Consider the following 13,249-nt stretch of genomic DNA (forward strand, 5'->3'; position numbering starts at 1 on the left):
ACGCGCAGTATTTGAAGGGGTTGTAGGCGGTACTTGAAAGTTAAACAACGCATCCACTCTCAACATATCTTGAACACACACAGTGCACTGACTACAATAGCGCACTTTTTTTAATGACTTCAAGGTCAAACAAAATGACAGATACAGCTAAACCAGCTCTACCAGATCGCCTAGCGGGTAACCCACGTAGCCCATTCTTCATCAAAGAATGCTTCGAGCACCAAATCGGTATTCGTATCAACGGTCAAGAGCGTACTGACGTAGAAGAATACTGCATCAGCGAAGGTTGGGTAAAAATTGCTTCTCCTAAAGCAAAAGACCGTTTCGGTAACCCAATGCTAATCAAGCTTAAAGGCGAAGTTGAAGCGTACTACGTGTAAGCTGACCACGCTTAATATCTTTGAAAGCTCGAGTCTGACTCGGGCTTTTTTAATGCCTGTCATATCCCTTCCTCATTTAATCTCTTCCCTCTTCTTTTCAGTACAAAGTAGGGTCTGTTTATCTTTCGAGATTAAATTTTGTTCGAGATAAAATCGTTTTAGGCGAGGCAAGGACTGTGTAGCCTAGCATTCTAAGTAAATACTCCTTAACAAAGCATAGAACGATTTTAGCCGAACCCTTTGGGCAGCGTTTGTTGGTCATTTCTCCTGCGTTATCAGCTTTTTCATGTAGGCTAACTACACATCAAAGCTTCTGCCTTGCACAAATACCCAACAATTCGCTGCAAAAATCAGCTCGAAAGGTCAACAGACCCTAAAATCGATGTAAATCGCTGTTTTTATCTGATTGTTGTCTAAAGTTTCTAGAGACACAACTGCAATAGTGATTGCCAAAAGAAACGACACCTTTTGAATACAGGGAGAGGAAATGGAAAGCCCACTTGTCACACTCAAACACGCCAGCAAAAGCTTTGTTGATGGCAAAGAGACACATCGCGTGTTAGAAGGCGTCGACTTTACGTTGAACACAGGAGCGAGTGTTGCGCTAACGGGCGCAAGTGGTAGCGGCAAAAGTACTTTACTCAATGTCATCGCTGGCTTTGAGCCACTTTCCGAAGGTGAGTTGTGGTTAGATGGCGATAACACAGCGGCTTGGAAAGACCCACAATGGAGCCAATTTCGACACCAAAAACTCGGTGTTATCTTTCAGCAATTCAATCTATTAACGCCGCTCAACGTGCAGCAAAACATCGCCTTCCCTCTGCATTTGAATCAGCAGAAATGGAACGACTGGTGCGATTATTTGGTCGAGACTCTAGGCATCAGCCAACTTCTCGACAGACATGTTTCTGCCCTTTCCGGTGGCCAACAACAACGAGTCGCTATTGCGCGCGCATTGGCACACAAACCTAAACTGCTACTTGCTGATGAACCCACAGGTAACCTCGACCAAAAAGCGGGGTTAGAAGTGATGAAGCTACTCAGTGAAATCACCACCCAAGGCAATACGGCAGTGCTGTTAGTCACCCACAGCCCTGAATGCGCTGAGTTTATGAAAACACGGCTGCGATTAGATAATAGTCAGCTACAGAACAGTCATCACCAAAACAAACATGAGCTTCGCCATGAAGCAAGCTAAGCCATCAAACATCAGATTCACTCATACTCAACTCGCCCTGAATCTATTTGCAGCGCACTATCGGCAGGCGCCACTGCAAGCCGCCGCAATTCTGATCGGTATCGTGCTGGCAGTGACCTTGTTTGTTGCGGTGCAAGCCATCAACCTCAATGCCAAGCGCAGTTATGCAGAGTCTACCGAGCAGCTTAGCGCACAAGCTCAGAACGTAATTATTCCACCAGCAGGTCAAAACTATCTGCCTGAATCGCTCTACTTCGCCCTTAGACAAAACGGACTCAGTGCAGCACTGCCGATAATCGAAGGGCGAGTGAGAGACGAACAAGGGCGTCGCTGGTCAGTGCAAGGTAGCGAGTTGATTGCCGCTATCTCTTCACGTTCTCGCTATTCATCAGATAGTGAACAGAACGTGTCTTTGTTCGATAGTGCTTTACCTTTGCCTGAGCTTTTAGCCGGCAAGCCAATCGTGATGATGAGCCAATCTCAACATCAAAACTTAGGAGAGGTAGAAACCCTAACTCTGGACGACATTCCAACCCAAGTGGTGGTGCTACCTGACGAATGGCAGTTAGGTAGCCGAATGTTGATGGACATTGGCTTTGCCCAGCAACTGCTCAATAAACAAGGACAGCTCAGTTACATTGCGGTTTTCCATTCGGGTGATAAAGGGAATAAAGACACGCAAGCAAATTGGCAGAACCTTATTGGTGAGCAAGGACAATGGATTGCCAATAATCAAAGTACCGACCTTGGTTCGCTGACCGACAGCTTTCACCTCAACCTCACGGCAATGAGCTTACTCGCGTTTTTAGTCGGGCTGTTCATCGCTTACAACGGCGTAAAGTACAGCTTGCTTAAACGCAATCGGCTGTTAGTGCAAATTCAACAAGCGGGTGTTGCGCCGAGCATTGTGTTCTCTGCGCTGTTAGTTGAACTCACTATTCTCGTTACCATCGGCGCTTCCCTCGGTTTTGTATTGGGCATGCAGCTTAGCCACTGGTTACATCCGACCGTGGCACTGACTCTAGAACAACTTTATGGCGCGACACTGCTGCCCGGCACTTGGCAGTGGCAATGGTGGGCGCAAGCCCTGCTACTCACGTTAACCGCAACCCTAGTGGCATGTTGGCAGCACTTTAAACAGCGAGTGCGCCAGCCGCTTTCCTCTCATGGCGGATTTTATCAAGCGCCGGAAGCCTCTAACGAAAACCAATTGTTCGTGATAGGTGCTGCGTTGACGGCTCTCGCACTCGCAGGGTTATGGCTGAGTGAGCATCATCGCTTTACCATGGCGTGGCTCGGCGTGCTTGTGGTGTCGATTCCTTTGTATCTACCCAAAACACTCAGCGTCTTAGCCAATTGGTGTGAAAAGCGCACCACTTCCAGTTTGATGCAGTACCTGTTTGCTGAGCTGCGCGAGCTGATTTCTCCGCTTTCTCTCGCCATGATGGCACTGCTACTCGCCGTTACTGCCAATATGGGCATGAACACGCTAGTTGGCAGCTTTGAGTCCACCCTAAAGCAGTGGTTAGAACAAAGGTTACACGCTGATATTTACGTCAGCCCTGCCCAAGGGGAAATCGCTGATGTGGAGCGCGAGTTAGGGCAGTTCGATAAGGTTGAGACCGTCTACAAGCAATACTACGTCGATGATAACCTGCAAGGTTTACCGATTTTGCTTGGCACTAAAGACAAAGACACCTTAGAGCAAACCATGGTGTTCAAATCGCATTTGGAGAACTTCTGGCAGCGTTTTTACCAAGGTGAGTCAGTCGCGATCAGTGAACCAACCGCGGTCAAATTGGGTATATCACTGGGTAGCGAGCTCACGCTTGATGCTGTTCCAAATAAGAACCTGCTTGTGGGTGCGATATTCCATGATTACGGCTCACCCAACGGTGAAGTGTTATTGGCACCAAAGTTATGGAAAGAGAGCGGGTTTACCGACCTACCGACAAGCCTTGGCATTAAAGTATCAGGAGACCCACAAATCGTCTACGAGCAACTGCGCGAGCAATTAAATCTGCATCCAAGTCAGCTCTACGATCAAGCGCAAATCAAATCCATCGCGTTGGATATTTTCTCGCAAACCTTCGCCATTACGCGTGCGCTCAATGGCGTGACGTTGATGGTCGCGGTGATTGGTTTGTGCAGTGCTTGTTTCATGTTACTCGACGCGCGCAAAGCCGCTATTGCAAGGCTGTTCGCACTTGGTGTTAGTCGTCTTAAATTAATGACCATGGTGGTCGGACAGATCGTCGCTTTAGTCAGTTTTACTCTGGTTATCGCCCTGCCCCTCGGAGCCATGGTGGGTTATGTACTGACAGACATCGTCACCTTGCGCGCTTTTGGTTGGAGTTTAAATTATCTGTGGAATTGGAGTGATGCGCTGAGCATTGCGGCAATCACCATCTTGGTGGCAGTGATTGCAACCTTGATTCCGCTGTGGCGATTGGTCAGTAAGCCTGTCGTGTCCAGTTTGCAAAGCGAGGTGTTGTGATGGTTCGATTAGCAAGCAAACTTACTCTACTCATAAGCAGCTTATTCCTGTTCGGTTGTGAAGATACCCAACAAAAAAATATGGGCACGTTGCTGGGCAGTGGAGACACGCAAAGCGAGAGCAACCTATTCACACCCGTAGAAAAAGGGGTTGAACTCACCTTTCCTACCGATCATCAAGCGCACCCGAATTTTCGTCATGAATGGTGGTATTTAACCGCCAACTTAATCGATGCAGACGGCAACCCACTTGGCGTCCAGTGGACACAATTTCGCTTTGCTGCTGCGCCGCCAAAGGACGAAGATGACGTGAAGAAAACCGAGTGGCAAGCTCAACAAATCTACATGGCGCACAGCGCGGTCACTACAACGGACAAACATTACGCCGATGAAAAATGGTCGCGCGATCAAGCCTCTCTCGCAGGCGTTGATTCTTCACCATTTCGGGTTTACCTCGATGATTGGCAGTGGACTTCTTCAACCACCGATCTCTTCCCTGCCACATTGAATGCAAACTCCGAACAGTTTGGCTATTCGCTGACACTTACCAGCACTGCGCCTTATCAAAAGCAAGGCGAGCAAGGTTACAGCACCAAAAGTGCCAATGGTCAGGTGGCGTCGTATTACTACAGCCAACCGTTTATTGATGTCTCCGGTGAAGTCACCATCGACGGTGAAACCCATCAAGTGTCGGGCAAAGGTTGGATAGATCGAGAGTGGAGCTCGCAATTCTTACTCGACTCACAACAAGGCTGGGACTGGTTTGCTCTAAGATTGAGTGACGAAACCAGCTTGGTGGTGTTCCAATTGCGGGATTCCAAAACCGGAGCAGCCAGTTACTCCAACGCAAGACTGATGCAGCAAGATGGCTCTGGCATCGCCATTTCTCAAAAAGACATTCAGTTAAAGGCAACTAAGCAAACAGAAATCCAAGGGCGAAAGTATCCAACCGAGTGGCAAGTATCGATTCCTAACCAGCAAATCGAACTTACGGTTTCTGCCCTCAACCCGAACGCGAAAATGCCCCTTTCTGTGCCTTATTGGGAAGGCCCAGTGCGTATTGAGGGCTCTCATTCTGGGACAGGTTATATGGAACTAACGGGGTATTGAAAAGTTGAGTGATTACCCTAATTATTCAGCTAGTACAAACACAGGTAACCGAGTGATACACTGCACCTCAGTGTCATCCAATGAATAATTGAAAGGAAATATGATGAACCCAATTATCGCCTTGCTAAAAGAGAACAACATCAGCGACGAACAAATCAACGAGATTTTTCAGACTCTGACGCAAAACCCTCTAGCGGCAATGGCAACAATCAGCCAACTAGGTTTGCCACAAGACAAGCTACAAATGCTGATGGCGCAAGTGATGCAAAACCCTGCGCTAATTAAAGAAGCCGTAGACGAGTTGGGATTGGATTTCTCAAAGGTTGAAGAAGCAAAAGAGAAGCTTCAAAGCCAAAACCAAGGCAACTAAGTGTTAGCCATTTAGCGCTGAATATAGAAAAGGCCGTTAACCCGAGCATGTGGGTTAACGGCCTTTTTTGTTGGCTACTTTGTTGTTAGCTACTTTTTTGTCGGCTAATTATTAGCGATTTAAAGACGCGAATTGCTCTGCTGTCATGCCATAGTACAGCTTGTCGTCAAAGCCTTGCTCTCGTTTGTAGTAGTCTTTCTGACGGCCTTCTTGAGTAAAACCATTTTTCTCTAACGTTTTGTAAGAACCAGCATTAGAAGCGTAGCAATCCGCACTGACTTTATGGGCGTTTAGCTCAGTAAATCCAATCTCGGTCATCATTTGACAAGCGCGAGTCGCAACGCCTTTGCCCCATGCGCAAGTAGGTAACTGATAACCCACTTCGTAGTTGCCAGCTAAGAACATCACTGCGGTCACCGCACACATTCCCATGTACTGACCTTGTTGGTCACGAATCACGAACGTTGGGCTATCTGGCCAAACACCCTCTTTGATCGCTTGTGCCGTATTTTCAATAATAGGGCCAAAGAAACCCTCATACAGGCTGTTGTCAGCAGGAGCGAAGAACAGATACTGATTGACCTTATCGTCGTTCAACATCTCGATAATATCTTGTAGATCAGAGCCTTGAATCAGTTGGATAGTCAACGATTCGTTAAATGGGATGGCTTCGCCTTGTTTTAGTTTTTGATATGACATGTGTTACCTCGTTATCTGCTGAGAATAGTAGCCCAGCGAATAAGAGAAAAATTGGATTTTTGCGACAACTTTCGGGCTGATTAGCGATGTATTACGACTCAAAATCGCCATAGATATCGATGGTTAAGTCGCGCTTTTTCAAGTATTTGCTTGGCGTTTTTCTTAGCTGCTGTTTGAGGGTACGAATCAAATGCGATTGGTCACTGAAACCAAATTGTTGTGAGAAACTCGCCCAATCAATTGCTTCTTGTTTGTAGAGGGTCAAAATCATCTGCTCCAGACGTGCCATTTGTTGATACTGCTTAACGCTCAGCCCCACTACTTGCTTGAAACTGCGCTCAAGCGTTCTTCGAGAACAGGCGCATTGTTTGGCTATCTCATCAATATCCATCGCTAGCTCAGGTGAGCGTAGCGCTTGAGCGTCCATCACGGATGCCGCTTTTTGCGATGCCAAAAACGGTTTGGTGCAACAAGGTTCGATATCTAACGCATCTAGATGTCGTTTGATGTAGTTCAGCAAACATTGCGGTGAATCTTGCAACTCTAGCTGCCATAACCCTTGTTGAAAGCACACATCAAACGCCGTGTTGAGCCAATCAAACCATTCGCATTGGTTAATTGCTGCAACTTGGGATGCATCACTAAACCGTGATTCAATGGCATACAGACCCTCTGGACGAAAGGTGATACCAATACGCTTGATGGGAGCCGTATCTTCCAACAACAGCAAATGCTCGTTAGCCGTTAATAAATGGCAGCCTTTGCCAGCAAGCTTTGTGTCTCCCGTGTCGTAGCGGTAGCCTTGCACTGGTGGCGTAAAGAGTAAATGAGCGCGCGGGTTTGGAATAAGGTGCGGCTTGGGGTCAATGACTTCACCCTCTGGCACTTCCAAGTACCAAATTTGATGAATAAGCCATTCGTACTCTGGCAGAGACTGTTTCCAAGCTATCATGATTGTCCTAGTGGTTAGTAAAGATAATGAGCGCAACGTTTTTGCTTCAACATCTGCTCGTTGAGTGTGACTGATTGATGCTCATCTCGCCACGCATTTCTCACGCGGCTCCCTTGCAAGCTTGTTGGATTGCGGTAGGCTTTGAGCAGAGAAAACAAGCTGAACAGAACAAGGAAATCCCCCGATGCGCGTCGACTACCACAAACGACTGGTTCCTGTGATTCGTTATTTAGAACAACACTTTAATGAACCACTCAATCTGCCAGAAGTGGCCGCGCTGGCGAACCTTTCTCCTTATCACTTTCATCGCACCTTCAAAGCCGTGCAAGGCGAGACATTAGCTGATTTCATTCGACGTTTGCGTCTAGAAGCCGCCGCCGATGACTTATTCAAATCCAAGCAACCGGTATTAAACATTGCCCTAGAGTACGGATTTTCTAGCTCACAGAGCTTAGCCAAAGCCTTCAAACAACATTATGGCGTTACACCTACGGCCTTTCGCGACTGCGAAAACTACCAGCAGTTTTCTGAATTAGCACGAAACAGCAAGATTGGACACACGTTGCGCAAGAATGGAAACGAAGTAACACCAAGCGATTCATATACTGGCTCTGAACTCACCAAATGGAGCATGACAATGGAAACGCAAAACTTTGAAAAAGCAAAACTGGCTTACATTCGCGTAAACGGCCCTTACGGCCAAGGCTATGAGGAGCCATCAGGTCGCTTGTATCAATGGGCAGGAATGAAAGGTTTGGCAGACAATACCTGCATCTTCATCTACCATGACAATCCAGAAATCACGCCAGACGAGAAGTGTCGCACTGATATCTGCTTGATGGTGCCAGAAGATACGGAAGTTCCAAAAGGCATTGAGCTGCAAGACTTCCCCGGTGGTCAATATGCGGTGATGCGCCAGCACATTACTGACCCGAGCCAATACTCAAAAGCATGGGATGATGTCATGAGCAAGGTAATTGAATCCGGTATTGAGAACGACGACCGTCCTTGCTTTGAGCTTTACCACAGCTTTGACCCACAAACGCACCATGCAGACGTTAGCTTCTGCACTGCCATCAAATAAACCAAAAGCCTGCGTACTTGCAGGCTTTCTTGTCTTTGTGCAGTGGTTGAAACCGCTTAAATTGCTTCGCCGTTTACCGTTACTGCCACATCAATGTTGCCACGAACTGCGTTTGAATATGGGCAAACTTGGTGTGCAATGCGCGTTAGCTCTAGCGCTTGTTCTTGCGGCATGTCTAGCTCTACCGCTAGGCTCACTGTTAGTGCAAAGCCGCCGTTGTCGTTCGGACCGATGCCCACTTCTGCCGTTACAGGAGCGCTTTTCAGGTTTACTTTACCTTCACGCGCTACGTGCAAAATCGCGTTAGAAAAACACGCTGAATAACCCGCTGCGAAAAGCTGTTCTGGGTTAGTTGCTGCGCCTGTGCCGCCCATTTCTTTCGGGTATGACAGCTCTAGATCGAGAAGACCGTCATCAGTTTTTACTTGACCATTACGACCAGCCAAAGCGGTAGCTTGAGTTTTGTATAGAGTAGTCATACGAGTGTCCTTCTTAATTTAAGTTGCGCAAAATTTAATTGCTTACAATCTTATATCGAAGTGAAGATAGTTTGCAACTATATTGTGCACAATTTATTTTATAACTCTCTTTCTCTACGAGCAGGTAGGCAACGCCAATGAGCCAGTGTTACACCGACAACACCATGACCGACGACGATAAACTCTTACTCGAAAACCAAGTTTGCTTCCCGCTCTACAGCGCAGCAAACGCAGTGATCCGAGCTTACCGCCCGTTGCTGGACGAGCTTGATCTGACTTATTCGCAGTACTTAGTGATGATGGTGCTGTGGGAGAAAGATGGTGCCAGTGTGAAAGAGTTGGGGTCACAACTGCATTTGGATTCAGGCACACTCACGCCGCTGCTTAAACGCTTAGAAGCAAAAGGCTATGTAGAGCGCGGCCGAAGTGAAACCGATGAGCGCGTTCGCGTACTCAACCTCACCGAGCAAGGTCGTGATCTCAGAGAACAAGCCAAGTCGGTGCCAAACGCCATGATGTGCAAAATCACATTAGAGCTGGATGAAATGATCATGCTGAAGAAGTTGTGTGGCAAAGTGCTCGACAATCTGAGCTAACAAGATAGAAGTATCCGCTTCACCACTTCCTATTAGAAAGAGCCTGCCGAGATGCAGGCTCTTTCGATCTTAGCTAGAAGATCTACTCAAAGTCATCATCGGTATTCTCTATTGCTAATCTGCGTTCATCTTCAATAAAACCTATCAAAGCAAACTCACTTACATCGGATTTCCCTATCAAGTGAAATAGGAAATGGCTATCAATAGGATAGTTACAAGCGATTTTCCTTAAACACACTCCGATGAGAATATACTTTCCGAAAGCAACAACAGCTCAGCTTAAAACATTCAAAGGAAAGTAAATTATGATTAATACTCAAATCAAACCATTTGCAGCTACAGCGTACAAAAACGGCGAATTCGTTGAAGTAACAGAACAAGACGTTCTAGGTAAATGGGCAGTATTCTTCTTCTACCCAGCAGACTTTACGTTTGTATGTCCAACAGAACTGGGCGACCTAGCAGACCACTACGAAGAGCTACAAAAACGTGGCGTAGAAGTTTACTCAGTATCAACTGATACACACTTCACTCACAAAGCATGGCACGACAGCTCAGACACAATCGGTAAGATTCAGTACTACATGCTTGGCGACCAAACAGGCAACATCACAAACAACTTCGGTGTGATGCGTGAAGGTCAAGGTCTTGCAGACCGCGCTACGTTCCTAATCGACCCAGAAGGTACTATCCAAGCAATGGAAATCACTGCTGAAGGTATCGGTCGTGACGCAGAAGACCTACTACGCAAAGTGAAAGCAGCTCAATACGTAGCAGCACACCCAGGCGAAGTTTGCCCAGCTAAATGGAAAGAAGGTGAAGAGACACTAGCTCCATCACTAGACCTAGTTGGTAAAATCTAAGCCACTGAAATTTAAGTTCTAATCAGTTCCGATTTCCTTTTTCTGATTAGAACTGAATTAGAGAGCACTTCAGGTTAGATACCTTGACGACCTTCTGCCTGATTTGCTCTCTCCCCCTCAGGTTTTATCTACAGTAACCACTTTTTATTACCTATCTGAATAAGTAGGTGTGCAGTAATTGCGTAGAAAAAATCGTTTAGAACCAGGCATAGATTTTCGATAGCTAGTTACTCTAACTACAAAATCTATAACGCAGTTATCAACGATTTTAGCTAGCAAGAATGAACAAATACTTGTTTTGATTGGTAACTATTTAATTAAGGTAGTAACAACTATGTTAGACCAAGCGATCCAACAACAACTCAAACAATATCTGGCTAATGTAAAAGAAGAAGTTCGTTTAGTGGTTAGTCTAGATGAAAGCAAAGCATCGAATGACATTTTGTCTCTAGCGAACCAAATCGCAGAGATGAGCGACCTAATCACCGTTGAACGTGACGACAACGCAAGCGCACGTAAACCAGTGATGGCGGTAACTAACCCAGCTAAAGGCACAGCACTACGCTTTGCAGGCTTGCCAATGGGTCACGAATTTACCTCTCTAGTATTGGCACTGCTTCACTCTGGCGGTCACCCAATCAAACTAGAACCAGAAGTGATTGAGCAAATCGCAGCACTAGACAAAGATCTAGACGTAGAAATCTTCATTTCACTGTCGTGTCAAAACTGTCCGGACGTGGTTCAAGCGTTCAACATGATGGCGGCGATCAACCCGAAAGTAAAAGCAACCATGATCGACGGTGGTTTGTTCCAAGATGAAGTGAAACAACGCGACATCATGGCAGTACCAAGTGTATTCGTGAACGGTGAGCTATTCGGTCAAGGCCGTATGTCTCTGACTGAAATCCTAAACAAAGTGGATGACGGCGCGAGCGAGAAAGCGGCGAAAGCACTAAGCGAAAAAGACCCATACGACGTACTTGTTGTCGGCGGTGGCCCTGGTGGTAGCGCAGCTGCTCTTTATGCTGCTCGTAAAGGTATTCGCACTGGTGTTGTTGCTAAACGCTTTGGTGGTCAGGTTATGGACACCATGGCAATTGAGAACTTCATTTCGGTAAAACGTACTGAAGGTCCAAAACTGGCAACTGACCTAGCAGAACACCTAAAAGAATACGATGTAGACGTCGTGACTGAGCAACAAGCTGAGAAGCTAATGGGTGCAGCACACACAGAAGATGGTTTGATTCACATCCAACTTGAAAGCGGCGCAACGCTGAAGAGTAAGAGTGTCATCTTAAGCCCAGGTGCACGCTGGCGTGAAATGAACGTTCCGGGAGAGCAAGAGTACCGCAACAAAGGTGTCGCGTACTGCCCACATTGTGACGGTCCACTGTTCAAAGGCAAGAAAACTGCGGTTATCGGCGGTGGTAACTCAGGCATCGAAGCAGCTATCGACCTTGCTGGTATCGTAGAACACGTAACGGTTCTTGAATTCGCAGACGTACTTCGCGCAGACCAAGTGCTTATCGACAAAGCGAACTCACTACCAAACGTAGACATCATCACGATGGCGCAAACAACAGAAGTGGTGGGTGACGGTACTCGCGTAACAAGCTTGAAGTACAAAGACCGCAACACAGACGAAATCAAAGAGATTGAACTGTCAGGTATCTTTGTTCAAATCGGTCTAGTACCAAACACAGAATGGCTAAAAGATTCAGAAGTAGCCCTATCTGAGCGCGGTGAGATTGAAGTCGGTAGCCGTGGCGATACTAGCCTAGAAGGTGTGTTCGCAGCGGGTGACGCAACAACCGTTCCTTACAAACAGATCATCATTGCGATGGGTGAAGGTGCAAAAGCAAGCTTAGGCGCATTTGACTACCTAATCCGTAAGCAAGGTTAATCTCCAATTTCTTGAGCACAAAGCGCACGGTGCTGTGTTTTCTTCCCCGGAAAACCAATCGGGGCACCGTGACAGCGATGAGTAACAAGAAATACAATCAAAAAACCTAGAAGCCCAAAGACTTTGCCAGCAGATATTAACTGCTGGCTTTTTTGGTTTGGGGAGAGGTGTAAGCAAATCCCTCAGCGCTCCGAGTTCAAACTGGAGGGAATGGCTCTACAATCACGGATAATTCAGTTCACTCCACCAGCATCACAACGCGCTGCGAATAGATTCTGAATACTCGCTTAGGCTCCTTCAGAATGACGCTGTTCGTTTAGCGTTCTCTCCCCGTCATTCCCGCGAACCTAGGTGAGACTGGGAATCTACTCACCGTAAACTCGATCGAAAATGAGTAGCACGAACAAACAAAAGGTGAAACAAGGTTGCAAGCACCTAACCCAACATTCAACCACCAATCCCACCTAACCTTCGCTTATATCAAACTCTTAAGATCTCAGCATTCCGAGTGCAGGTGGCAAGTTTTACAGTCACAGATAATTCAATTCACTCCACTGGCATCACAACGCGCTGCGAATAGATTCTGAATACTCGCTTAGGCTCTTTCAGAATGACGCTCTTCGTTTAGCACTCTCTTTCCGTCATTCCCGCGAACCTAGGTGAGACTGGGAATCTACTCACCGTAAACTCGATCGAAAATGATTAGCACGAATAAACAAAGGGTGAAACAAGGTTGCAAGCCCCTTACCCAACATTCAACCTCAAACTAGCAACCCCACCTAACCTCCCCTTGTATCAAACTCCGAAGCTCTCAACACTCAGAGCTCAAAAGGGAGGAACTGGTTCTGTGCTCGCGGATAATTCAATTCACAACGCAACATAACAACACACTGAAAGTAGATTCTGAATACTCGCTTAGGCTCCTTCAGAATGACGCTGTCCGTTTAGCGTTCTCTTCCCGTCATTCCCGCGAACCTAGGTGAGACTCGGAATCTACTCACCGTAAACTCGATCGAAAATGAGTAGCACGAATAAATAAAATGTGAAACAAGGTTGCAAGCCCCGAACCCAGCTCTCAGATTCAAAGCACCAAACCCACCGAATCTCTCAATGTATCCA

Annotated in this window: 12 protein-coding genes; 9 read left to right on the forward strand and 3 right to left on the reverse strand. The window is 46.7% G+C overall.

What is annotated here, in order from left to right; all coding sequences use genetic code 11:
• The first annotated feature begins 134 nt into the window (after positions 1 to 134).
• The 5 genes from R7035_RS03760 to R7035_RS03780 all read left to right on the forward strand — a co-directional run bounded on the left by R7035_RS03760 (position 135) and on the right by R7035_RS03780 (position 5,554).
• Positions 135 to 380 carry a DUF3297 family protein gene (locus R7035_RS03760; protein ID WP_005374689.1) on the forward strand — a complete coding sequence of 82 codons (246 nt, stop codon included), beginning with the start codon at positions 135 to 137 and terminating at the stop codon, positions 378 to 380.
• Positions 381 to 867: 487 nt separating this feature from the next.
• On the forward strand, positions 868 to 1,578 hold the full coding sequence (locus R7035_RS03765; RefSeq protein WP_318145968.1) for an ABC transporter ATP-binding protein: 711 nt from the start codon (positions 868 to 870) through the stop codon (positions 1,576 to 1,578).
• Entirely contained in the window at positions 1,565 to 4,075 is a 2,511-nt protein-coding gene (locus R7035_RS03770) for an ABC transporter permease (RefSeq protein ID WP_318145969.1), read from the forward strand. Before R7035_RS03765 ends, R7035_RS03770 begins: the two co-directional genes overlap by 14 nt.
• A complete protein-coding gene (locus R7035_RS03775) occupies positions 4,075 to 5,184 on the forward strand; it encodes a lipocalin-like domain-containing protein (RefSeq protein ID WP_262681079.1) in 1,110 nt (369 codons plus the stop codon). The genes R7035_RS03770 and R7035_RS03775 overlap by 1 nt, the downstream gene beginning before the upstream one ends.
• Positions 5,185 to 5,287: 103 nt before the next feature.
• Positions 5,288 to 5,554, forward strand: a complete 267-nt coding sequence (locus R7035_RS03780; protein ID WP_004746427.1) for a DUF2999 family protein — start codon at positions 5,288 to 5,290, stop codon at positions 5,552 to 5,554.
• Between the two features lie 111 nt (positions 5,555 to 5,665).
• Here R7035_RS03780 and R7035_RS03785 read toward each other — a convergent pair whose 3' ends face one another.
• Positions 5,666 to 6,253 (reverse strand): GNAT family N-acetyltransferase, encoded by a 588-nt coding sequence (locus R7035_RS03785; protein WP_054729911.1) that lies wholly within the window; start codon positions 6,251 to 6,253, stop codon positions 5,666 to 5,668.
• Positions 6,254 to 6,344: 91 nt separating this feature from the next.
• A complete protein-coding gene (locus tag R7035_RS03790) occupies positions 6,345 to 7,205 on the reverse strand; it encodes a helix-turn-helix transcriptional regulator (protein ID WP_318145970.1) in 861 nt (286 codons plus the stop codon).
• Between the two features lie 184 nt (positions 7,206 to 7,389).
• Between R7035_RS03790 and R7035_RS03795 the strand changes: the two genes are divergently transcribed.
• The gene (locus tag R7035_RS03795) at positions 7,390 to 8,289 is read left to right on the forward strand and encodes a GyrI-like domain-containing protein (protein ID WP_054578596.1); all 900 of its coding nucleotides are present in this window, start codon (positions 7,390 to 7,392) and stop codon (positions 8,287 to 8,289) included.
• Between the two features lie 56 nt (positions 8,290 to 8,345).
• Here the strand turns inward: R7035_RS03795 and R7035_RS03800 are convergent, their stop codons facing one another.
• Positions 8,346 to 8,768 carry an organic hydroperoxide resistance protein gene (locus tag R7035_RS03800; RefSeq protein WP_005374640.1) on the reverse strand — a complete coding sequence of 141 codons (423 nt, stop codon included), beginning with the start codon at positions 8,766 to 8,768 and terminating at the stop codon, positions 8,346 to 8,348.
• Between the two features lie 137 nt (positions 8,769 to 8,905).
• Here R7035_RS03800 and R7035_RS03805 point away from each other — a divergent pair, with 137 nt between their 5' ends.
• The 3 genes from R7035_RS03805 to ahpF all read left to right on the forward strand — a co-directional run bounded on the left by R7035_RS03805 (position 8,906) and on the right by ahpF (position 12,130).
• Positions 8,906 to 9,364, forward strand: coding sequence for a MarR family winged helix-turn-helix transcriptional regulator (locus R7035_RS03805; protein ID WP_038871408.1), 459 nt, complete (start codon positions 8,906 to 8,908; stop codon positions 9,362 to 9,364).
• 305 nt (positions 9,365 to 9,669) lie between these two features.
• Positions 9,670 to 10,227, forward strand: a complete 558-nt coding sequence (gene ahpC, locus R7035_RS03810) for an alkyl hydroperoxide reductase subunit C (protein WP_005374632.1) — start codon at positions 9,670 to 9,672, stop codon at positions 10,225 to 10,227.
• A gap of 334 nt (positions 10,228 to 10,561) precedes the next feature.
• The gene (ahpF, locus tag R7035_RS03815; protein WP_005374617.1) at positions 10,562 to 12,130 is read left to right on the forward strand and encodes an alkyl hydroperoxide reductase subunit F; all 1,569 of its coding nucleotides are present in this window, start codon (positions 10,562 to 10,564) and stop codon (positions 12,128 to 12,130) included.
• Positions 12,131 to 13,249: the final 1,119 nt, after the last annotated feature.

The sequence above is a fragment of the Vibrio sp. 1731 genome, from assembly GCF_033339955.1.
In the GTDB taxonomy this organism is placed as follows: Bacteria; Pseudomonadota; Gammaproteobacteria; order Enterobacterales; family Vibrionaceae; genus Vibrio; species Vibrio alginolyticus.